Source organism: Enterococcus raffinosus (assembly GCF_001886185.1).
GTDB lineage: Bacteria > Bacillota > Bacilli > Lactobacillales > Enterococcaceae > Enterococcus_A > Enterococcus_A raffinosus.
Window position 1 is genome coordinate 1 of the sequence record NZ_JXLA01000035.1, and the last position, 24,177, is coordinate 24,177.

Here is a 24,177-nt window from a genome sequence, read left to right on the forward strand (position 1 = left end):
CAAGGGCTGATAATTATGAAATTAGCTCATATACGTTAGAATATTCTGATTTTTTGCATCCCCTTTTTAATTCATCCGATAAAAAAAGACATCTCTTCCCCTTCTAATTAAAATCAATTCCTGAACAATAACAGAAGCCAAATAATCATTTAGGAAATACCTGCGATTTGCTCCACTACCGCTTTTAAGAGATGTTCATTTTCGCTTTTTTTTAAAATTTCTATTAATAGTCTTTTATTTATGAGAACTATATCCAGAAATAGACGCAATTTTCATGTTATAAAATATCACATGAAATGTTCGCAAAAATTATTCAATTCATCAAAAATACATTTTTCATTACATAAAACCTTGACCAGATACTTTTTTCAGTATAGTATGTTAGAAAATATAACATAAACAGAAAGGGTTGGTTTTATGTATTCTTCAATTGATGTTGTTTGGACACTTCTTGGTGCTTTTCTGGTATTTTTCATGCAGGCGGGATTCACACTTGTGGAGTCTGGGTTTACTCGGGCAAAAAATGCCGGAAACATTATTATGAAAAACTTGATTGATTTCTGCTTCGGGACATTGCTGTATTGGTTGATTGGTTTTGGGATTATGTTCGGAGGAAGCAGCGCGATTTTCGGCGGGATTCACTTTTTCGCTGGAAACTCTCTGGCTTTTGACCTTCCTACACCAACCTTCCTACTTTTCCAAACCGTCTTTTGTGCAACAGCGGCAACAATCGTTTCTGGGGCAATGGCCGAACGAACAAATTTCATCGCCTACTGTATTTTCAGTGCGGTGATTAGTGGTTTGATTTACCCAATCTCAGGTCACTGGATTTGGGGCGGCGGCTTTTTGGCAGAAATGGGCTTCCACGATTTTGCTGGTTCAACAGCCGTTCACATGGTTGGCGGGATCGCAGCCTTCACTGGGGCAGCCATCGTTGGTCCCCGAATCGGTAAGTATACTAAGGATAAGAAATCAAATGCCATCCCTGGTCATAATTTAACTTTAGCTGCATTGGGTGTCTTTATTTTATGGTTCTCATGGTTTGGCTTTAATGGTGGTTCAACCACTTCAATGACTGGTGATGACACCTTGGTATTAGCTTCAAATGTTTTGGTCAATACGAACATCGCAGCGGCAACAGGAACATTGACCGCATTGGTTATTTCTTGGTTCAAATATAAAAAGCCAGATGTCTCTTTAACTTTAAATGGAACTTTGGCTGGCCTAGTAGGGGTTACTGCTGGCTGTGACATGGTGAGCGCAGGCGGCGCATGTCTCATTGGATTGGCCTCTGGAGCCGCGATGATCTTCGCGGTCGAATTCATTGATAAAAAACTTCGGGTGGATGATCCTGTTGGAGCTGTAGGGGTTCATGGGGTTTGTGGAGCTCTTGGAACGATGTTGACTGGATTGTTGGCTTTAGATGGGGGACTATTCTACGGTGACGGCGCAAGTTTCTTCTTTACACAAATCTTTGGCGTGTTAATTACCGCTGCTTGGGTTGGTGCTTCAACCACTGTTCTCTTTTTCGCATTGAAATATACGGTTGGTCTAAGAGTCTCAGAAGAGGTTGAACTCGCAGGACTTGATGTAACAGAACACGGTCTGCAAAGTGCCTATAGCGGTTTTGTCGTATCACCCGATATGACAGACAGTAATGAGATTCCACAGACAAATAGCAGCCTTGCTTCTCCAACGATGTTCGCAAAGGAACCTGCTTTGGCAACAGATATTTCAACTCTACAAATGGAAGCAGTAGAAACAGCTGAAGGAAAAACGACAACAACGCAATCAGGATGGAAAAGAATGAGACCTGATGAATTAGAAACGCTACCAATCTCAATGGTATCGGTGGTAGTCAACGAAAACAAATTAGAAGACTTGAAAAAAGGTTTAGAAAAAATCGGTATTGAAGGTCTGACGGTGACACAAGTATTAGGTCATGGTATTCAAAAAGGCAGCACCGAATACTATCGAGGCTCTGTCGTTCCCACCAAACTTTTGCCAAAAGTAAAGGTGGATGTCGTAATCAGCAGCATTCCAGTACATCAGGTAATTAATACAATGAAACGGATTTTACACACCGGACAGCCCGGTGACGGAAAAATCTTTGTCTCTGCAATGGATAATGTGGTTCGCATCAGCAACAACGATGAAGGGACCGAAGCATTACAAGGGTACCACGCAGATTAAGAAACCCATCAAATCAATCCTTTTCTCAGAACTCTTAATCTGCTTGAACTGTCGATAAGATTTTTCTTATCGGCGGTTTTTTTATCCTTCACCGTTCGTTTCCTTTCTGAATTAATTCTCGCAGCTTCTGCGAATCAATCGAATAGCCGCCTTTAATTTTTTCAATATACCCCTGCTCTCGCAGGTTTTTAAAGGTATGCATCAGATGCCGGTAGCTAGTACCCAAATAATCTGCGATTTGCGTATTGTTTTCATGGTATTGCTCATTGACAGCAACTTCTAACAACAACGCCGCCAAACGATATTTCAATTCAAACGTTTGGGCGTTTGAAAAATGTTCCATTCTAAGCAGAAGTTTTTCTCCGATATATCGAGCAATGTATGTTGGAAATTCAGCCTCCTTCATCAGCTCCTCTTCTATTACCGTAAATGGGATCGCGAGACACCGAACAGCGCCGATTGCGATCACATCCTTAGGTGTCTCCTCCGCTTTCACTAAGGTCAGTTCTCCAATGAAATCTCCCACTTCAAGAAATTGCAGAATCAAGCTTTTTCCATTTGGCTCCTGCTGGAGAATTCGTGCTTTCCCTTCTAAAAGAAGATATAAATAATCAGGCTTGATCGTTTGCTTGACGATTTTTTCATTGCGTTCATAGATTACTAAGAAACTTTGTTTTAAAATTGATACTGTCAAAAAAGGAAATAAGTCATTAAATCGCGGCCTATTTTCCATGCTAAATTTTTCTTTTTTCATTTTTTCCCCTAATTAGGCTATATCTCCTAGTGATAATTTTTTTATTCCTTCATACTCATCCTATCAATTAGTTAATGGAGGAACAATTATGACGAATCAAAAAAAATTAACTCTTTCTTTTTTATACTATCTTTTAAGTGCTTTCGGCATCAGCTTAACACTGAAAGCCAGCATCGGAGTGAGCAGCTTCAACTCTTTAAATGCAACACTAGCAGAATTTAGCCACATTAAAATTGGTACGATTACCGCTGGCTTGAATTTTTTATTCTTGATCGGTTGTCTATACCTAGATCCGAAAAAGAAACTGAAAAACTATTTGACAATGGGAATTGCCTTGCTGTTTTTTGGCTCCACAATTAATCTCTTCACGTATTTTATTTTTCCGCTTTTTTCTCTGCATGCCTATATTCTAAGATGCCTACTCTTTATTCTAGGAACAATCATCGCTGGAATCGGTACTGGAAAAGTATTGAAATATCAATTACTTAAATTCCCAATCGAGACCTTTTGTCTCTTCCTCTCTGAGAGAACGGAACACAGCTTCAAGTTTTATCGTTACAGCATCGATTTGATTTGTATTTTGACCGCGCTTCTTTTCACCGTTTTCTTCCATTTAACCTTGATGGTGCGCGAAGGTACAGTGATCAGTTTTCTATTATTGTCACCCGTTATCGCTTGGGCAAAGGAATAACTAGTTGTATGAATAAAATTATCGTTAGCGCTATGTAAGTATCACTCATGATAAAGCTGCTCCTCCAGCTCTATCATGTAAAATGCAAGAAGCAGCGTTCGAAAAGTCTTTGGGTCTTTTAATGACAGCTGAAACACTTCCTCAATCCGTCCAATTCGATACAGAAGAGAATTCCGATGAAGATGAAGCTCTTTAGCTGTGATAGAAGTATTTAGCATGTTGTTCACATAGCATTTTAAGGTAATAAAAAGCTCTGTACTGTTTTCTCTATCATAATCGGTGATATCTGTGATGACCTGAGGAACATAGCTGACCTTCGTGAGCTCTTTCACTCGCGGCAAAAGGATCGCCGGGGTACGGTAATCATCGAAGTTATACAGCAGCTTGTCTCTGCTTATTTCTCGACCTATTTCTAGGGCATCCTCGGCTTGCCGTTGATAGATCGCCACCTCTAACAAGTTGTCAAATTCTTGACTGACGCCGCATTGAGCGCCAAATATTGCTAAAATCGCGCTGACACTGTCCTCAGTGCTGCTCTTTTGCTCAGGTTTATATTGGTATCGGAGAGTATACAGCATATTGTTCTGAATCAATAAAACCTGATGCTCCGAGAGCTTTTGCAACGCTTTGCGCATATAGGAGAGGACATTTTTTTCATGCTCGGTCTCGGTACTGACTACTGCAACCTGAAACGGCGGCTGTAGCTCATGCTGCATATTGTAAAACCACGTCTGCAATTGCTTTTCTGTTTGAATGCGGTTATTGAACAACTCACTAACGAATACCTTTCGATAAGTGTCATTCATGCTGCTCTCAGAATCATTTCGAACGAAGAAATAGGAGCAGATATTCATGATGATCTCCATCGCTTTGATGCGCTCCGGCGTAATTTGTTCCCGGCGGCAGCACATGGTCACATACCCTTCCACGATCCCGTTGACCTTGATGATCCCCTGAATTTTCGGCTGCTCTTTGCTTGATCCCCAATCAACGATATAAGGAGCCTTCTCACTATCAACGGACTGAATAATTCCATCTTCGTAAAGAGAAGCGATCTGCTCCGTGTCAAGCCCGCCTCGGGAAATCAGATCATCCCAAAGCGGGTCCCCGGTCTGTTCCTTTGGCGCATTTCCCAAAACATTGTATAAGATATCAACCACAAGAATCGGCACCCCGACGACCTCATAACAAACATCAAGCAGCATTTGAATATTTCTATTGGGCAGACACTTGTATATTTCTTCATACAATTTGATAAAATCCAATTCTTTTTCCATTACCAATACACCCCCATGTTTGCCATTTTAAAAACGCTAGATTGGTCTACCTTCTTTTTTAAAATTATATAGCACTTTGGGCATTATCACAAAATCATCTTTTTTATTTTTGCTTATCCCCAAAGCTGAAAGAATAGGCCTTGTGATACGATGAACGTACCAACTATTTTTTAGAAAAGAGGAGATTTATGTGTTTGATTTAACTGGAAATGTAGCAGTCGTAACCGGCGCGTCGGCGGGACTTGGCCGCCAATTTGCTTTGGCTTTGGCGAGACAAGGAGCGGATGTCGCTATCCTTGCAAGAAGAACCGAAAAACTAGAAAGCGTAGCTAAAGAGGTAGAGACCCTGGGAGTGAAGTGTTTACCTGTAACTTGCGATGTAACCGATACTAACCAAATTGAAGAAGCAGTCAAAGCGGTAACTGACAAATTTGGTACAGTTGATATCTTAGTGAACAACGCCGGCGGGGGCTCTGGTGCGCCAATTGAAGAACTATCTGAAGAAACGTGGCATAAAGTCATTGCCCTTGATTTAGACGGTATCTTCTATTGTATGAAGTATTTTGGACGAGTAATGCTCGAAAAAGGCTACGGTCGAGTAGTCAACGTTTCTTCCATTCTAGGTAAAGGAGGCTTGAAAGAATTACCAATTTTACCTTACGCAACTGCTAAAGGCGGGGTCGTCAATATGACACGTCAAGCAGCAGCAGAATGGTCGCCGAAAGGAATCACCGTAAACGCGCTTTGTCCTGGCTTTTTTGAATCAGAAGCAAACAGTTCTGAAGCGATGGAGGCCATGAATGAGTTTATTACCTTACGAACAGCGATTAATCGACCTGGCCGCGAAGGGGAATTGGATTCTTCATTAATTTTCCTGGCAGCAAAAGAATCTTCTTACGTCACAGGAACCATATTGACATGCGATGGCGGGTGGACAGCAATCTAACACCCAAAGGAAAACGAGGTGCTTTAAATGACCTATAATTATCAGAAATTAAGACGGCCGATCAAGATCAACAAGATGCGAATAAAAAACCAACGCCCTCTTTTTAGATAAAAAAATCTGAAAAACAACACAATATTTTATAAAAAGTAAAACCGCTTGTATCATTTCAATCATACAAGCGGTTTTTAGGATGTAATCCTTTAAGTTGGATAAAGCTTTTTTGTGAAATATTTTAATAAAAACGGCGACGATAACGTAGTGAATAAGATGACCAAAATAATAGAAGAATAATACTTTCCCGTAACTAGATGTGCTTGGAATCCTAGCTGCACAATAATCAGAGCCATCTCACCACGAGACACCATGCCTGACCCTACCATTAAACTGCTTTGCTTATCAAACCCGCAGAAACGGCTGCCCATGAATCCACCTAACAGCTTGGAAAAAATAGCGATGACTGTAAAAAAAAGAATAAATAGCAATTGCTTCGCTAGATCGTCAAAAGTCACCTCTAGACCGATACTAATGAAGAAAACCGGAATAAATACCGCATAACCGATTGCCTCAATATTGTACCTTACATCCTTCCAAACGTTGGTTTGACCAATCGCGATCCCGGTAGAAAAGGCACCAATCACCGAGCTTAAGCCAATAAAATCCGCCACGAAAGACATACTCAGACATAGCGTCAGAGATACGATGATGACAGAAGACTGAGCGAATATCTTCTTACTCAATCTCATCAGATACGGCGCCCCCCAGCGAATCAAGAAGAAAACCGCGAGAAAGAAAAGCACTTGAGCAATCAACATGAAGCCTAAGGGTCGTTCGCTCCCACCTTCAACTCCTAATAACGGCATACATAGACTAACGATTAGCACAACTAAAATGTCATCCACTACAGCTGCTCCTAAGATGGTCGAACCCTCTTTGGTTTTAACGACCTTTAATTCTTTTAGAACTTCAACGGATATACTAACAGAGGTCGCCGCTAAAATTAATCCGAAGAAAAATGATTGGCTTATTGGAACACCGAAGAGACTCCCGCTCCCCGTTCCTAATAATAAAGGAAATAAAATGCCCAGCAAGGCAACGAAAACTCCCGGCCGAAAATACTTTCGCAGCAGCGGCAGGTTGCTTTCGATTCCTGCTAAAAACATCAGTAAGATCACTCCGATCTCAGAAAAATCCTTCACCAGGATATCTGGATGGACAATCCTTAAGCCGCCGTTTCCCAAGAGAATTCCCACAAGCAATTGCCCGATCACTGCTGGAATCCCTATTCTTCGTGAAAAGTGACTAGCTAAGGTAACACTTACTAAGATCAAACACAAAACACCAATAAACTCCATCTCTTCGCCTCCACCTACGCAAAATGAAAAGCTAGCGTTAATTCAATTGTATTCGCTTCCAACAAGGAAGTCTATTGGAAAAATGAGATTAACAACAAGAAAGCTTTTGCAAACTCAGTCTGCATTGGAGAATTAAGCTATCAAAATTACGGCTACATGAAGACAGTCACTTGAAAAATTTTATACTTTCTCAAAAAAAGAATCCGAGTCTCGTAAAAGATACGAACTCGAACTCCATGTTTCAATTATCTAACCAGTGAATCTCCGTTTGAGGCGATCACTTCTTTATACCAGTTAAAACTTTTCTTTTTATAGCGCTCCAATGTACCTGTTCCATCGCTATTGCGGTCTACATAAATCATGCCATAGCGTTTTTTGATTTCAGCCGTGGTGAAGCTGACCAAGTCGATACAGCCCCAAGAGGTATAGCCCATCACAGGAACGCCGTCTTCGATCGCCTCTTCGACTTGAACCAAGTGGTCATTCATATAATCGATTCGATAATCATCAATGACTGTTTTTTCGCCATTTTCCAGAGTAACTAGTTCATCGACCGCACCTAACCCATTTTCAACGATAAACACAGGTTTTTGATAGCGATCATACAGGATATTTAAGTAGTAGCGCAGACCTTTGGGATCAATCTGCCACCCCCATTCACTGGCCTTTAAATATGGATTAGGGATACCGCCAATAATATTCCCTTCGCCTGCTTCTTTCGTCGGATCAGCAGATTCACAAACACTCATATAATAACTGAAGGAAATGAAGTCAACCGTATGCTTCAAATCCACTAAGTCTTGGGGAAGAATGTCCAATTCAATCTGATTTTCTTTAAACATCCGCTTCGCATAGCTTGGATAATAGCCGCGTACTTGAATATCTGAAAAGAAAAAATTTTCTCGTTCCGTTGCCAAAGACTGTAGTACATCCTCTGGTTTTGGCGTCAACGGATAGACCGGTACACCTAAGATCATACAGCCAATCTGCGCCTCTGGAATCAGCTCATGACAAGCCTGAACCGCTCGGCTGCTGGCAACTAGCTCATGATGAATGGCTTGATAAATATCTTGCTGCGTCAATTCTTCTTTCGGAGTATTGATCCCACCGCTAAGAAACGGTACATGAGTGATCGAATTAATTTCATTGAAGGTCAGCCAATACTTGACCTTATCTTTGTAACGGGTAAAAACTGTCCGAGCGTAGTGCTCGAAAAAATCAATCATTTTTCGGTTGCGCCAACCATCATAGGTCCGCGTCAAATGCAGCGGCGTTTCGTAATGAGACATTGTTACTAACGGCTCAATCCCGTATTTTAAACATTCCTCAAAAACCGCATCATAAAAAGCTAAGCCCGCTTCATTCGGTTCTTGTTCATCTCCTTGCGGAAAAATTCGTGCCCAAGCAATCGATAGACGGAAGACCTTGAAGCCCATCTCTGCGAATAAGCGGATATCCTCTTTGTAGCGATGATAAAAATCAATCCCGACTAATTTTAAATTATCCTCCAATGGTTCTTCGCTAGGCGTTTCATGCCAACCTTTGCGAGTCACATCTTGCACGGTTAGCCCTTTACCATCTTCTAAATAGGCCCCTTCACATTGATTCGCGGCAACGGCTCCGCCCCATAAAAAATTATCTGGAAATCTACTCATTTCTTACACTCTCCAATTCGTTGTTTCGTTTAAATCACATACAAAACGGCGTCTTCATAATCCGCAGTTTTCATTTCATCCTTAGGTACTACGTCGATAAAAGTATCACTATTTGTCACTACGATCGGAATCACGGTGTCATAACCCGCGGCTTTTACGGCGGCAAAATCAACCGTCAACAATGGCTGACCTGCTTTGATTGTATCGCCAACAGCGACAAGACTTTCAAAATATTGACCATTCAACTCTACAGTGTCAATCCCAACATGAATCAGCAGCTCCATTCCTGCTTCACTAGTCAATCCAATCGCATGTTTTGTCGGGAATAAGGCAGAGACTGTTCCATTAAATGGCGCGACAATCGTATTTTCTTCAGGAAGAATAGCAATTCCCTCTCCCATCACTTTACTTGAAAACGCTGAATCATTAACCTTATCCAAAGAAATTACTTTTCCCTTCACCGGCGCCAATACCTTCTTAGGATCGCTGCTGCCGCTTTCCATTACCTCTAAGACAGTATCTTCTGTCTTAACTTCCTCTTCAATCCCAAAGAACCAAGTCAAAGCAAAGGTGATTACAATCGACGCTGCGGCTACGATACAGGCATTGATAAAGTTTCCATCAATACTCCCGTTAATAAATTGCGGCAGAGCTACTAAAGACGGCACTGCAAACGCATAAGATTCTACTCCTGTGATCCCCATAAAGATTCCGCATAATGCGCCTGAGATCATCGCGGCATACAATGGCTTTTTATACTTCAACGTAACGCCATACAATGCCGGCTCAGTTACACCAGCTAACAGGGCAGAAATTCCCGCTCCTAATGCTACTTGCTTCAAATTTTTATCTTTGGCTTTCATTGAAACGGCCATCGCTGCTGCACCTTGGGCAAGATTTGCCGCCAACATTGCTGGTAAAATCAAAACATCTGGTGTTGCAGCAGAGGCAATCAAGAAAATTGGTGCAAATGCCCAATGCATACCTGTCATAACGATTAGCGGCATAAACGCGGACATCAAACCAAGTGCCAACCAGCCCGCTTTTGCCTGAATCCAAATAACTGCGGCAGATAATCCTTGTCCTGCAAATGTCCCGAGCGGACCGACAACGACCATTGCAATAATGGCAGATAACAATAAAACAGCTAAGGGTTGTAAGAGATTTTTCATCACCGCCGGAATGATCCGGTTGAAAAACACTTCGATGTATTTCATCAGCCAAACCATGATCAAAATCGGAATAACAGATGAGCCATAGCTAGCTAACGTGATCGGTAAACCAAAAATACTTACTGGATCACCAGCGGCCACCATCGCCGCAAAATTCGGATGCAGCATAATTCCTCCTACAGCCACGGCCAACATCGGTGTCACACCGAATTTCTGTGAAGCAGTAAACGCCAGCATCACAGGCATGAAATAGAATGGCGCATCACCAAAAAATGTCAGAACCGCATAAGTAGAAGAGCTTTCACTCAGTACACCTAGCAATGGTAAAATAATCAATAGGACCTTGATCATCCCACCGCCTAATAATGCTGGGATCAGAGGCGACATACAGCCTGAGATTACATCTATTAAGTTTTCAAATAAATTTTTCTTTTCTGTAGTACTTGCAGGCTCCGCACTAAAATTCCCTAATTTAGCGAATGCTCGATAGTAATTCGCGACATCATTTCCTAGAATAATATGGTATTGCCCTGCCTTTTTCATTACTCCCATGACTCCTGGGATTGATTTGACTGTCTCATCGTTTATCTGTGATTGATCCTTTAGAATCAACCGTAGCCGAGTAATACAATGGGTCGCCGTTTGGATATTGTCGCCGCCGCCAACGGCATCGTAAATTTGTTTTGCTGTTTTTTCGTATTTCATTCTTTCTCCTCTTTTCTATGAGTCTTCATTTTTCTTAATTCATGAAAAATGGGGTCGATTTCGCTATAATTACTGCGAACAGTGGAACTGGCAGCTATCTCTTACTAATGTCATTATTTTTCTAAAAACCTGAAAAATAATTCTACTTTTCGTCACGCATACCATTCCACTAAACTTCTTGTTCAATTATTCTTTATAGGTCACTAATTTGATCTCTCTCTAAATAAACTGTGAATAGTGGAACTGGCAAAAAAAGACCTAAAGCTGTCCTTGGACTAGCTCTAGGTCATGCTCCGGTGGGATAACAATCCTAGTTACAAATTTTTGGTGATACGTCTGATATGTGCGGTCAAGTAGAGCAATTCAGTCGAGCTTAATTCATACTCAAAGTCCTTTTGGACATACTCTTTAATCTCTAACGCACTGGCGTATTCGCCTTCATATTTATGCTTCAACGTATTCAATAATTCCTCGTCTTCATCATCATAATGGTCTCCTGCCAGCAAACGCTGTGCAAAGAATTTCACATGAGTGATGAAACGATAATAATCCAACGAATTTTCATCGAATTCTGTTCGATAATGCTCTTTGATAATCGTCTCGATTTTCTTAGTGATTTCCGCAATCTCGTAGGCAAATTCCCACGTTTTGTCCATCTCGGCATTAACAAAATGGATCGCAATGAAGGCCGCCTCGTCAATCTCGAAGGACACCCCTAAATCATTTCGGACTACTTCAATCGCCTTCTCGCCTACCGCGTACTCGTCAGGATAAAAGCGTGCGATATCCCAACGTAGTGGATTTTTCAAAATCAAACCCTCTCTATAGCGATCAATCGCTGAATGGATATGATCGGTCAAATTAACATAGATAATTTCATTCAAATTCTTACCTAATTTGATTTTCCCGAAATTGATGATCTTCTCAGAGACTAAAATGTGCTCCATTGGTACATTGAGTAATAGCTCGGTGAATTTACTTTGCGTTTCTTTATCCTTCAGTAAAAATGTCTTTTCAATCTGTTCCATGTCGACGACTTGCCCTTTTTTCTTCCCAAAGGCAATCCCCTTGCCCATCAGCAGTACGTCGACACCCTTGCTGTTTGAAGAAATAATCGTATTATTATTTAATACCCGTTTTATGATCATAAAATATTTCCCTCGCTAGCCATAAAAAAAGCCCATTTACATACACGTCAATTGTGCGGTAAATAGGTCCTGCTCACATAAAGTGATAACATCCAACATTTTTCATTTTCAATTCCCGCATGCTTACCCGAAGTAATAACATCAAGAACTTATGGAAAGGTTATCATGAATTCCCGAGTCCTGTCAATATTTTTTTACACAGTTCTCTTACTTGCCAAAAACAAGCAGAGGGAAGCGTTCTTTTTGGCATCCCTCTGCTCTTCTTATTTTATCAAGCTCTCTTCACGTTCGGCTGCAGCGCAAAGTGAACATGTTTCTTATATGGCGGCATTCGATAGCCTTGTGCCTTCAATTCGCTTTTTCTAACGGTATAGCGATATGCGCCGCAGGAAATAATAACCACATGCTGACCAAAGGTTGTAACGATTCCTGTTTTTAAAGACCCGTCAACTGTTTGAGCGGTTACTTCATCGCCAATTTTTAGTATTTTTATTTCCATCATCTTCATCATATCGATCTCTTATTCACTTTTTTATTATAAAAACTAGAATGAAGCACTTGATACTGCCTCATACCTAGTTAGAACTCTCGAATCAATCAAAAATATCGGCAGATAATTCTTGAATCACATCGGTCAATAGCTGAATCCCCGCTGCGCTATTACCAAAAGCATCTAAGGCGGGGCTGAAAACACCCATTCCATACCGATTAGGCACTGCGACCATTAATCCGCCGCCAACTCCGCTTTTCGCTGGGACCCCTACATGAACGGAGAATTCCCCTGATTCATCATATAAGCCGGCGGTGGTCATAATGGATTTGACGATCGTCGCGCTTTTTTCTGAAACGATTCGTTGACCATTCCAAGGAGCGACACCCTTGTTCGCCAACACGGCAGCCAATTTTGCGATGCCGGCTGCGGTAACGTTCACGGAGCATTGCTTAAAGTACGTATCTAAGATCGCTGGGACTTCCCCTTCAATCATTTGATTTCCCTTCATGTAATAAGCCAATGAACGGTTGATATCCCCCGTTTTTGATTCTGAGCGGTAGATTTCCTCATTTAAGGTAATCTCTGGATCATCACAAATCAGCTTCATGAAGGCCAAAATACGTTCAAATTTTTCATCAGGTGTTTTCCCGCTGATCAAAGAAGTCGTCGCGATCGCCCCCGCGTTGACAAAGGGATTCATCGGATGCTTCCGGTGGTTGATTTCCATATTCATGATTGAATTAAAGGCAAAACCGGTCGGTTCGGTATTGATCGTCTGGAAGACTTTATCTGTGCCGTTATCGTTGATCGCCAGTAGTAAAACCGGTACCTTCGACATACTTTCGATGGCGAAACGGACATTGGCGTCGCCTGCTGTGATCAGGTGTTTTTCAGCTAAGTCATAAATTGCCATCCCTAACTGTTTGGGATCAACCTTTGCTAATGCCGGAATATAATCGGCGACTTTTCCTGTTTGATAATAGTGAAAATTTTTACTGATTAATTGTGTTAATTCTTCTTCGTCCATTTTAAATCCAACTTTCCTCTTTTATTTTTCCGCATGTTGAAATTTGTGTCGGCACGCGTAAATCGCAAATGGAATAACTAATACGATCAGGTAAGAAACGACTAAAATCATTTCATAAATACTATGCTGTCCAGCCGCGATGCTTGCGGGCGGAACAAAGGAAATACAAAAGGCAAAAAGTGAAGTCAACAGTCCTAAACAAGCGATAATCGTTTTGACAACCTTTCCGCCAGGTACTTGATAAGCCCGTTCAAGCCCTTCATTTGAAAAGACCAGCTTCAAATAGCCGGCAAAGAACATGAAATACAGCATCAGGTAGATCACAACGGTCAACGACATCGCCGCAAGAAAGGACAGGTTGTTCCCGCCGCCGCTTAAGGTAAAGACGGCTGCCCAAATTGTCGCCACGATCCCATTAGCGATCATTAAATGCGCTGGAACTCCGTGACTATTTTCCTTTGCGAAATAATCAGGCAGCAAGCCTTCTTCAGCAGCTACATGGAGGGCTTTTGAAGGTGAAGTGACCCAAGAAGAAATTTCTCCAATAACCCCTAAACAAACAAGAAGCGCTAAAATCTTCGCGATCCAAGCAAGATGCGGATCAATGTTTCGCAATAAGAATTCAAGAGATTGGATGACTCCAGTATTCAAGGACAAGCCCTGTTGCGGAACCGTCGTCGCAACCGTCAAGCCGCCAAAGGTATCCAAAATGATTGCCAAAATGACTAAGACAAACATCGCTAAAGGATAATTCTTTTTAGGATTTTCCATTTCATTGGCGTGACTAGCCGAAGTTTCGACCCCCATATAAGCCAAAATAAAGGATACAAAGACAACCAATGTTGGTAATTTAGAAAAATCCGGGATTAAGGTTTTCATTGACAGTGTCGTTTGCAAAGGCGCACCGGATGCGACGTAATGAATCCCCAAGCCGAACAAGACCAACGCTGGGAGTAAAATCCCCGCAACGAACCCGATTCGAGCAATCAAAGAGGTATATTTTGTCCCCTTTAATTGCGAAACTAAGATCGCCCAAAAAATGATCAGTAAAATAGCTAATTTTAAAAATTTATTGTTTTGAATCGCTGAAATCCCCGTGGCATAAGAAAGTGCCCCAGTTAAAAAATACAGCATAGTTAAATAGCCCACCGTAATTTCAAACCATTGAAAAAAGATGGCCGCAAATCCGAAGCGTTTGCCTAATGTACGGCTGACCCACGTATACACGCCGCCTTTCTCCCAGCCTTTCACGGTCGCCATTTCCGCCGCGCACAGCGCCACTGGAATGAACCATAATAATCCGCCTAATAATAGGAAAAACACTAAACTAAACCCTGAGGTCGCAAAGGTGGGATATTCATACAGCGAGACCACCATTGAAATCGTCATGGCTAAAAATCCAAAGAACGTCAATTTCTTCGCAGGAATCTTCGTTTTGCTTTGTTCCATGGAACTTCCTCTTTTCTATTTGTTTTTTTCTCCGAAAAAGGTAAAATCCAAGCCTTCTTCCTGTTCCTCTTTGGTCGTTGTGATGGTGGTGAAATGCATACTGGTCTTTAAGATTGCTGTGGTTAATAAAAAAGCATAGATCGCCACAATCACTACACCAGCCACCTGAACGCCTAACAAGAACCAGCTGCTGCCATCTGACAATAAATGGCTGTTTGTAGCAAAGATGCCAATAAGAATCGTGCCTGTAAAGCCGCCCATTCCGTGGACGCCCCAAACATCTAACGCATCATCCCATTGCTTTTTCTTGCGATAGTCCACTGCCTCATGGCAAACGATCCCAGCGATAATACCAATTAAGAGAGCACTTTTCGGCTCTACATAACCGGCACAAGGTGTAATTGTCGCTAAGCCCGCCACCGAGCCTGTTAGTACATCCACGAAATCAAAGCCGTGTCCCTTAATTTTCGCCATAATCAACCAAGTAATCATCGCAAAAGCCAACGCCATAAAGGTCGAACCAAAGGCATTGACCGCTTGAACATCTGCTCGCAGCGCACCGCCAGAATTAAAGCCGAACCAGCCGAACCAAAGCAGGCCTGTACCGATCGCTGCCGCCATCAGATTACTGTGCTTCTGCCGCTCATCGAGCGAAATCCTTCGTTGACCTAAAACCAAAATACAAGCCAATGACCCAAAACCAGCTGTCGTATGAATAACCGCACCACCGGCAAAATCTCTAAAGCCCATCTGCTGTAAGAAGCCGCCGCCCCAGATCCAATGACAGACCGGAAAGTACACCAATAGATTCCAAAAGACCACAAGCAGTACGTACCCCTTTAGAATCAATCTGCCGGCAAACGCGCCAGTCATCAAAGGAACGGTGATCACGATAAACATCAATTGATACAAAAAGAACATCAAAAACGGAATCGTTGCGCCGTGGAACAGATCCGGCATACTTGTCACATGTCTCATTAAAAAGAAATCTGCTGGATTACCAATAATGCCTCCAATGTCACGCCCAAACGCAAGCCTGAAGCCGCCGAATACCCACATGATCGTAGTGATTCCGACAGATAAAAAGGATTGCGCCATGATCGTTAAAATATTATTTTTTCGTGCAAGGCCGCCATAAAAAAAGGCCAAGCCCGGTGTCATCAAGCAGACCATCGCTGTACACAGAATCATGAATGCCGTGTCTCCTGTGTTCATCGAGAAATTTGTCATTGCTTATCACCTCTTTTCTACATAGACGAGTATAGAAAACTTCTTGACTAATTTTTTGTTGATTTTTTTATGTTTGGCTGCGAAAAAAATAAATAATGAGGAACTATTTTGATTTTTCTTTTTCAGCAGGTCACTCAGGACAAAAAAAGAAAGCGTTCAAATTTCAACGCTTCTATCTTAGTATTCATATATATGCGGAGCTTTTATTAATGACTCTCAAAAAAAATTACCGATCATTTCGATAACCAAAGGGATATCGCTCTTGGAAATGCCAAGCATCGGTAAGAATCTCTTCAATCTCGCTTTGAGCAGGATGCCAATTTAAAAGCCTCTCGATCTTGTCGTTAGATGCAACTAAAATCGCCGAATCACCTTTCACACGGGGCTTCACTTTGATAGGGATCGGTTTTTTCGTAACTATTCTAGCCGCCTGAACCACCTCTAAATTAGAGCAGCCCTTGCCGGAGCCCACATTAAGAATCTGGCTTTCCCCGCCGTTAGTCAAATAGTTCAACGCTAAAATATGGGCCTCAACCAAATCTAAAACATGGATGAAATCTCTAATACATGTCCCATCAGGTGTGTCGTAGTCATCACCGAAAAGCAGCATGGCCTCATCCTTCAACGCCTTTTGCAAAATCATTGGAATAAGGCGCTGCCGAACTTCTCCAAGAGTCCCATTCTTTTTCGCTCCAGCAACGTTAAAATAGCGCAAGGCGATAAATCTCAACCCCTTCGCCTTGCTTTGCCAGTCCATCATCGTTTCCATCATCCGTTTGGTTTATCCATAAGGATTGATTGGTGCTAAGGCGCTCGTTTCCTTTACCGGGACCTTTTCCGTATTCCCATAGACAGTTGCAGAGGAGGAAAAGACGATATTTTTGACTGAAAATTCTTCCATCACCTCTAATAACACTTGAGTTCCACCTACGTTGTTACTAAAATAATCCAACGGTTGCTCCATTGATTCTCTGCCTAGTGATAAGGCGGCAAAATGCATGACCGCTTCGATGTCCTCCTTTTGAAAAACAGAGCGTAGGAAAGAATTATCCCGAATATCCCCTTCATAAAAGCGCGCCTCCTTATGCACTGCTTCTCTAAATCCTGTCACCAAGTTATCTACTACAACAGTCTCGTAGCCTTGAGCAATCAATGCATCCACAGCATTGGAGCCAATATATCCTGCGCCACCTACAACCAATATCGTCATACGATCCCTCCTAAAATCTCTACAATTATTATTGTCATTCATTTAATAATGTAAATTTTTTAAAGTATATCGTATTCTCATCGGAAATCCGTTGATTTTGCTTCGTCCAAGCAGAAAGAAAAGGACTAACCTGAATTCGCTAGTCCTTAACTATTGATTTCTTACTTTTATAATCAGGCCTGAAGTTCTTTTTGATAATTTCTCCATGAACCGTAATGTGTAATGTTCTTCTTTTTTTCTGCGGAATACTTTTGGCAGACAAACCCTAGTTTTTCTACGCCATTTTCCAGCACTACTTTTCCGATGGCTAAAGGGTAAGGAATCGTTTGAATAAACTGACTAAGCTTTTTATCAGGGATGCGCCAGACCTCTACGTCGATCGGTTGACCACACTCATTACTGCGAAACAAGCCTGGCTTGCGGGGTTCTGTGTGCAGCTCATATAAAAGATAATCAGAAGAAGTCTTAGTTTCATAGGCGAACTCTGCTCCATGGGCACGCATTTCCTTTTCAAGAGGAAACCCTCTCATGTGAAGACCGCATACTACAAGCTCCGTCCTCGCCTCAGTTGAATCAAGCTCTGACGCAAAACTTCTCAGCAGAGGTTCATCTTCTGGAGTTGAAAATAACGTGATTCCAAAAGGCATTTCACTAGCCACTGGCGCAGGAACCGCCGTAGCACTCAATCCTAGTAAATTGCAATGATTGGTATAAAGTCCCATTTGACTATTCGTAAAGAGAGGATCAGCGAGAACTTGGTCGATTCGCCAAGTACCGGTGCAGGTCGGCAATATCAGCAGGCTGTCCGCTAGTTTATTTTTTAGAGAGCGTTCAACTCGTTTGCATACATGCTGGGCTTCAAAAAGTGCTTTTGCTGAATAATCGGCTTGTCTTGCCTGCTTTAGTATCGTTGCTAATGGCGCCACAATCGAATCACTATGCAAATCCGCAAATTCACCAATCGCAACGTCCCGTTCAACTACAAAAGGCCCTTCATAAAGAGAACGCGCCACCTGCTGAAGCTGAGCCATTTCTATCGTCTCGACGTGCGCTGATTCTCTGAAATACTTTACGGTCTTTTGCCAAGCAGCTTCATACATTGCAGCATACGGACCGAAGAATTCTACTTCATCAGGCAAAAGAAGCTTTTCAGGCTTCGGGTTTGGATTAGAAGGTACTACTTTTTCAGTATTTAACTGCTGATCAATCAGGCAAATATCCTCCATCCCGCGAGCAAAAATTGAAACACAATCAAGAGATTCGCAAGCCGGCACCACCCCTTCTGTCGAGTAGCATCCTGGGGCCGCTTTATAGCCAAAGATATTGTTCAATGCCGCTGGGACTCTTCCTGAACCGGCAGTATCTGTTCCCAGCGCAAAACATATCTGCCCTAACGCCACCGCGACCGCTGAACCAGAACTGGAGCCACCGCTGATCAGCTCTGGATCAAGAGCATTTTTCGTTGCACCATAGGGAGAACGAGTTCCCACTAAACCAGTAGCGAATTGATCCATATTGGTCTTTCCGATAGGGATCGCCCCTGCATGAAGCAGCTGCGCCACTACCCTTGCTGATTTTTCAGGTATATAGGAAAACTCCGGGCAGGCAGCAGTCGTCGGTACATGAGCCAAATCAATATTGTCCTTAATCGCAAATGGAATACCCCACAATGGCTTTTCTTCAAAATCCGGAGACGGAAGCTTATCTACATAGGCCATGATCTCCTTTTTTTCCAGTAGATAAATCCAGCAATTATAGTGTACGTGCTTCTTCGCTGAGGCGAGTACTTGATCGACAACTTCCTCTACCGTGATGTTTTTCTCTTGATAGCAATTTTGCAGCTGACGAATCGTTTGTTTCAGCATTCTTCAGACCCCCTCAATGTACGCCAGTGATTCTCCCGAGCGTAAAATATCTCCTTGCTTAATTAAAATTTCAGATATTTTTCCGTCACAAGGAGCATGATAAGCAATCTCTGTTTTCATACTTTCTGTTACGATCATCGGTTCGCCGCTTCTGACGAAATCGCCTTTGTCGACCAAAATTTTCCAAACACTGCAGGGAATCGCGCATTTCAATACTTCATTGTTTTCAGGGACCGCCGCTTCAACTGCCGGCTCTTGATCCCCTGTTTCCGGAGTATACTCAGCCAAGCCTTTTTCCCGCCAAGACTCTCTTTCAGCTTCGAAGGCCGCTTGCTGCCGCTCTTTAACCTGAGTAATTTCTGAACGGTGCTCCGCTAGCTGCGCTTGGTATTCTTTGATCGAAAATTCCGTTTCCTCGATATCAAGCTCATAGTTTCCATTGAGAAAATCTTTACGGTATTGCAGCAACTCTTCAGGAGAGACGAGGAAAAACTGCAGTTGATCAAAATAGTCTAGTAGCCACGGCTTTTCTTTTGAAAAGTAGTGCGTCTCCTTTTGCAGGTTCCACATTTGGATCGTTCGACCAAACAGCTGATAGCCCCCGGGACCCTCCATTCCATAGACGCACAGATAGGCTCCGCCAATTCCTACAGCGTTCTCAGGGGTCCACGTTCTTGCGGGATTGTACTTCGTGGTCACTAGGCGATGCATCGGATTGATTGGCACAGCGACTGGCGCACCTAGATAAACATCCCCCAAGCCTAATACCATATACTTAGCCGACAGGATTGTTTCCTGAACAGCAGCCCGGCTTTTTAACCCATTGATTCTGCGGATGAACTCAATATTATCAGGGCACCACGGAGCATCGCTACGAACATTGTCCTGATAACGTTCCATCGCTTTAACTGCCTGAGGATCCTCCCAAGATAACGGCAGCTTGACAATTCGAGAAGGAAAGACCGCATTTTCCAGATTCGCCAATTCCTCATCCAGTCTGATGATTTCCGCTAACGCTGTCTTCAACTCAAGTTTTTGCGTATCAACTTGAATTTGCAAGCTTCGAATCCCTGGTGTCAGGTTAACAATCGGCAAGGCACTTTCCTTCAACTGACGATACAACGCGTGAATGCGCACTCTTAAAATAAAATCCAAAGCCATTTCACCGTACTCCAGCAGTAAATACCGATCCCCAGATAAGCGGATGGTCAAATCAATTCCCGCCGTATTTTTTCCTTGATAAAAAATTGGATACTCTGGCTGCTTGGCCAGTATCGCCGTTTGATTCGTTTTTTTATTGCGGTAAAGCGTCTGGAGCGTTGCGGCACTTAAAGGACGCAGTATCAGCTCTTCTTGCTCCTTATTTAAGCAATTAGCCGTCTCAATATCGACCAAACAAAATTGCAGCGTATCCCCCGGTTTTAACTGACCGATTTTCCATAAATCACTGGAAATAACTGTCGCCGGACAGACAAAACCGCCTAAGCTTGGACCGTCTGGCCCTAAAATAATTGGCATATCGCCAGTGAAATCAATGGTACCAATCGCATAGGCGTTATCATGAATATTCGAAGGATGCAAGCCTGCCTCCCCGCCATCCTCTCGTGTCCATTTCGGGGCAGGGCCAATCAAGCGGACACCCGTACGTGAGCTGTTGAAGTGGACCTCCCATTCAGCCTCACAGAATTCCTGTAAAAACTCAGGTGTAAGAAACTCAGACGTACAATGCGGGCCTGGTGTAACATGAATCTGCCAGACTTGCTCTTCTTTCGTTAGCTCAAAAGGCTCTTTTACTAGCGGCGTTTTGCTGGTTGCAACAGATAACGGATGCAATACATCTCCAGTTTGCAGCGAACGACCATTTTTCCCGCCAAAATTTCCCAACGTGAAGCACGAAGCACTTCCCAGTACTTTTGCGGCACTGAACCCGTTTTTTACCGCTAAATAGCAGCGCATACCCGTCTTCGACTCGCCGAAACTCAAGACTTGTCCAGCTTTTGCTGTGACCACCTGATACATAGGAACTGGCTGACCATCCAGTGTTGGTGTCAGATGAGCGCCAGCCAATGCAAATTCCATTTCGCCGCGAAATAACCACTTCCCGCCTGAAAGGGTCAACTCGATGACCGGCGCCTCTTCCGAATTATTCAAGATTTTATTAGCAATTCGGCCAGATAAAGCATCCATCGAACCAGAAGGCGGTACCCCAACACCCCAATAGCCAACTCGCCCGGGATAATCCTGTAGTGTACTATTCAATCCACCATCAAGTACTTCCAACGCTGGAATTTCAATTGACAGCTGCTCCAGCGTTTTGGTTGTCACTGTGCCAGCGGTTATCTGTGGTTTCTGCAATACTTCCTGGAGGAAGAAAAGATTCGTCTCAATGCCTTGAATTTGCGTTTCCTTCAAGCTTGAAGTCAATCGATCCAAAGCCGCTTGCCGCGTCTTCCCTTTCGTAATCACCTTAGCCAGCATTGGATCATAAAACGGACTAATCTCTAAATGATCTGAAATGAAGGTCTCAATGCGGGCATGCTCGCCCCATTCGACAGCATCAATGTGACCAACACTGGGGCGAAAATCGTGATAAAAATCCTCAGCGTAAATCCGTGCTTCGATGCTGACTCCTTGTGGAACCAACACTCTTTTCTCCAAATCAGGACACTCGCCACCCGCTTCCAGGATCATCCATTCGACTAAATCAATGCCAAAAACTTCTTCGGTAATCCCGTGTTCTACTTGCAGACGAGTATTGACCTCCAAGAAATAAAACATTTCAGTAGATACATCATAGAGAAACTCGACCGTTCCAACACTGCGATAGCCAACAGACTTCCCTAGTGTTTCTGCTGCTTGATGCAGCGCCGAACGAACAGCGTCTGTAAGACCAAAGGCCGGACATTCCTCGATCACCTTTTGATTTCGACGCTGTAATGAACAGTCCCGCTCACCGATGATTATCAGCTCTCCCGCCTTATTCCCAAAAATCTGAACCTCAATATGCCGAGCATTTTCAATATATTTCTCTAAAAACACTCCGCCATTACCAAAATTCGCCTCCGCCTGATTCACCACTGAATCAAAGGAAGACAGCATCTCCGCTTCATTGCGGCAGATCTTCATCCCAATTCCGCCTCCGCCAGCCGTGCTTTTCAGCATGATAGGATAGCCGATTCTTTCTGCTTCTTTTTTTACTTGATACTTTTTACTCAGCAATTCCGTTCCATTAATCATGGGAATCCCCACTTTGTTCGCGTATTCTCGTGCCAGATGCTTCATGCCGAACTCTCTTATATGCTGAACCTCTGGACCGATAAATATCAAACCATTATTAGCACAGGCTTCAACAAAATCGGCATTTTCACTAAGAAAACCATAGCCGGGAATCACAGCCTGTGCCCCGCTTTTTTTCGCAATCGCTAATAATTGTTCCTGATTTAAATAAGTCTCATCGACCGTTTCTCCTTGTAGTAGATAACTTTCATCGGCCAGCTCGACATGTCGGCTCTTTTCATCTGCTTCAGCATAAACAACCACTGAAGTAATGCCCATTTTCTTTAATGTTCGAAGAATGCGAACAGCAATCGTTCCACGATTAGCAATCAATACTTTTTTAAACATCCCATCACCCTTTTAGTTGATTTTCTGCCAAATTGTTTTCAAACGCTCGTGTATTTTCCTCGCAGCTCGTCACAACTGAATCGAGTAAATCAGCCGGCTTTCCTTCATAAACCTCTAGCTGTATTTCTCCTTTTGGATACTCTCTTGCTGGGTTCAGAGGATGCGGTGTATTAGATAAGATCAATAAAACCGGCGCATCAGTCCGTAAAACGACTTCCTTATTGAAGGTATTTTCTGGTTGATAACTCAGCTCTCCACCCTTTGACGCTGTGACTTTAGAGAAAAGGTTGACCACCGAAGATAGATCCCGCTTATCCAAACCGCGTCGAAAAAGCTCAATCGAAAAATTCTCATAGCTGCCTCGGTGACGCTGATTTCGCTCTGTTTGATAATCAGAAGGGCCATATTGATCGTTGATTTTTCGCAAAAGAGTATGCCCGCACACGGTGTCGTGCCAGCCATATGTATCATGCAGCATACTCAACAGCATCTTCCCATTATCACTCATCAATAAATTCCCTTGGGTTAAAAAGAAGGTATGCTGCGCTTTTAAAGAGTCCGGCATATTGTATTTTTCTTCGGGATGCTCTGCGTGATAAGCACCCATCACTACATTGCAATCCTCTGCTTTGGCTATCAAACGTATAAGTTTATTCGCGCTTAAATACTCAGACCACTTTTCTCCCGGCAATAAACGTTTTGTATAGACTAATTTCATGCGTCTGCTCCTTTCCAAATCAGCACTTCAATAGGGGTCGGATTGTAATCGTTACAGGGATTGTTCAATTGTGGGCAATTACTGATCAATACGATCACATCAGCTAACGCCTCTAACTCCACATAATATCCAGGCCCTGAAACGCCATCCTTAAAATCTAACTCACCTTCTGGATTAACCGGGACATTCATAAAAAAATTGATGTTCGGAGCTAGATCTCTTTTCGAAAACCGATACTGGTCGAAAAACTGACTCATTTGCAGCATGAAGGTATCGCGACAAGCGTGCATCGAGACTTTTTCTCGTTGGTAGCGGACGGTATTGCTCTGACAGGAGCAAGCACCGCCAATAGTGTCATGCTGACCACAAGTATCAGCAGTTATCTTAAGCATTTCCTGTCCAGCTTCACTCATTAATACGGTTCCCGTTGTTAGATACAAACTTTTTTGCTCCTGAATCGTCAGACAAGCACTGTAGTGATCGGCCGGATCATTTTTTAGAAAAAATAAGGTGTCGGCCGCCTGATTCCCTGCTTGATCAACGATTCGCAGTGTATCGCCCTTATGAATGGTCTTCATCCAGCCGTCTCCGGCTAATATCTCCTTGTTATAATCTGAATTTTCTGACTTTTTATCGCTTACTATTGGCGTAAATTCCATTTGTTTTCC

17 protein-coding genes and 1 pseudogene are annotated in these 24,177 nt (G+C 42.8%); 3 read left to right on the forward strand and 15 right to left on the reverse strand.

Annotated elements, in window-relative coordinates; all coding sequences use genetic code 11:
- Window positions 1-417 precede the first annotated feature (417 nt).
- Window positions 418-2,193: an ammonium transporter gene (locus tag RV13_RS16110; RefSeq protein WP_028020111.1), complete on the forward strand. Its 1,776-nt coding sequence runs from the start codon at window positions 418-420 to the stop codon at window positions 2,191-2,193.
- Between the two features lie 88 nt (window positions 2,194-2,281).
- Here the strand turns inward: RV13_RS16110 and RV13_RS16115 are convergent, their stop codons facing one another.
- Window positions 2,282-2,947, reverse strand: coding sequence for a cyclic nucleotide-binding domain-containing protein (locus RV13_RS16115; RefSeq protein ID WP_028020110.1), 666 nt, complete (start codon window positions 2,945-2,947; stop codon window positions 2,282-2,284).
- An 88-nt stretch (window positions 2,948-3,035) separates the two neighbouring features.
- Here RV13_RS16115 and RV13_RS16120 point away from each other — a divergent pair, with 88 nt between their 5' ends.
- Entirely contained in the window at window positions 3,036-3,638 is a 603-nt protein-coding gene (locus RV13_RS16120; RefSeq protein WP_010744188.1) for a YczE/YyaS/YitT family protein, read from the forward strand.
- Window positions 3,639-3,679: 41 nt separating this feature from the next.
- Here RV13_RS16120 and RV13_RS16125 read toward each other — a convergent pair whose 3' ends face one another.
- Window positions 3,680-4,915, reverse strand: a complete 1,236-nt coding sequence (locus RV13_RS16125; RefSeq protein ID WP_028020109.1) for a PucR family transcriptional regulator — start codon at window positions 4,913-4,915, stop codon at window positions 3,680-3,682.
- A 190-nt stretch (window positions 4,916-5,105) separates the two neighbouring features.
- Between RV13_RS16125 and RV13_RS16130 the strand changes: the two genes are divergently transcribed.
- Window positions 5,106-5,861: an SDR family NAD(P)-dependent oxidoreductase gene (locus tag RV13_RS16130; protein WP_060789616.1), complete on the forward strand. Its 756-nt coding sequence runs from the start codon at window positions 5,106-5,108 to the stop codon at window positions 5,859-5,861.
- A 200-nt stretch (window positions 5,862-6,061) separates the two neighbouring features.
- On the opposite strand, the gene RV13_RS16135 is transcribed toward RV13_RS16130, so the two are convergent.
- From RV13_RS16135 to RV13_RS16190, 13 genes and pseudogenes are all read right to left on the reverse strand, one after another.
- Complete coding sequence (locus tag RV13_RS16135; RefSeq protein ID WP_010744185.1) at window positions 6,062-7,213, reverse strand: cation:proton antiporter; 1,152 nt, start codon at window positions 7,211-7,213, stop codon at window positions 6,062-6,064.
- Between the two features lie 245 nt (window positions 7,214-7,458).
- Window positions 7,459-8,868, reverse strand: coding sequence for a glycoside hydrolase family 1 protein (locus RV13_RS16140; RefSeq protein WP_028020107.1), 1,410 nt, complete (start codon window positions 8,866-8,868; stop codon window positions 7,459-7,461).
- Window positions 8,869-8,897: 29 nt separating this feature from the next.
- A complete protein-coding gene (locus RV13_RS16145) occupies window positions 8,898-10,745 on the reverse strand; it encodes a beta-glucoside-specific PTS transporter subunit IIABC (RefSeq protein ID WP_028020106.1) in 1,848 nt (615 codons plus the stop codon).
- 314 nt (window positions 10,746-11,059) lie between these two features.
- A complete protein-coding gene (licT, locus tag RV13_RS16150) occupies window positions 11,060-11,893 on the reverse strand; it encodes a BglG family transcription antiterminator LicT (protein WP_028020105.1) in 834 nt (277 codons plus the stop codon).
- A gap of 271 nt (window positions 11,894-12,164) precedes the next feature.
- Complete coding sequence (locus RV13_RS16155) at window positions 12,165-12,404, reverse strand: hypothetical protein (protein ID WP_028020104.1); 240 nt, start codon at window positions 12,402-12,404, stop codon at window positions 12,165-12,167.
- An 82-nt stretch (window positions 12,405-12,486) separates the two neighbouring features.
- Window positions 12,487-13,413 carry a glutaminase A gene (gene glsA / locus RV13_RS16160; protein WP_028020103.1) on the reverse strand — a complete coding sequence of 309 codons (927 nt, stop codon included), beginning with the start codon at window positions 13,411-13,413 and terminating at the stop codon, window positions 12,487-12,489.
- 21 nt (window positions 13,414-13,434) lie between these two features.
- On the reverse strand, window positions 13,435-14,862 hold the full coding sequence (locus RV13_RS20700) for an amino acid permease (RefSeq protein ID WP_010744182.1): 1,428 nt from the start codon (window positions 14,860-14,862) through the stop codon (window positions 13,435-13,437).
- 15 nt (window positions 14,863-14,877) lie between these two features.
- Window positions 14,878-16,092, reverse strand: a complete 1,215-nt coding sequence (locus RV13_RS20705; RefSeq protein ID WP_060789615.1) for an ammonium transporter — start codon at window positions 16,090-16,092, stop codon at window positions 14,878-14,880.
- Between the two features lie 226 nt (window positions 16,093-16,318).
- Window positions 16,319-17,302, reverse strand: a pseudogene (gene galE, locus RV13_RS16170) (UDP-glucose 4-epimerase GalE).
- Window positions 17,303-17,475: 173 nt separating this feature from the next.
- Window positions 17,476-19,167 (reverse strand): allophanate hydrolase, encoded by a 1,692-nt coding sequence (gene atzF, locus RV13_RS16175; RefSeq protein ID WP_028020101.1) that lies wholly within the window; start codon window positions 19,165-19,167, stop codon window positions 17,476-17,478.
- 3 nt (window positions 19,168-19,170) lie between these two features.
- The gene (gene uca / locus RV13_RS16180; protein WP_060789606.1) at window positions 19,171-22,791 is read right to left on the reverse strand and encodes an urea carboxylase; all 3,621 of its coding nucleotides are present in this window, start codon (window positions 22,789-22,791) and stop codon (window positions 19,171-19,173) included.
- Window positions 22,792-22,795: 4 nt separating this feature from the next.
- A complete protein-coding gene (locus tag RV13_RS16185) occupies window positions 22,796-23,509 on the reverse strand; it encodes an urea amidolyase associated protein UAAP1 (protein ID WP_060789605.1) in 714 nt (237 codons plus the stop codon).
- Window positions 23,506-24,168 carry an urea amidolyase associated protein UAAP2 gene (locus RV13_RS16190; protein ID WP_028020098.1) on the reverse strand — a complete coding sequence of 221 codons (663 nt, stop codon included), beginning with the start codon at window positions 24,166-24,168 and terminating at the stop codon, window positions 23,506-23,508. The genes RV13_RS16185 and RV13_RS16190 overlap by 4 nt, the downstream gene beginning before the upstream one ends.
- Window positions 24,169-24,177 lie beyond the last annotated feature (9 nt).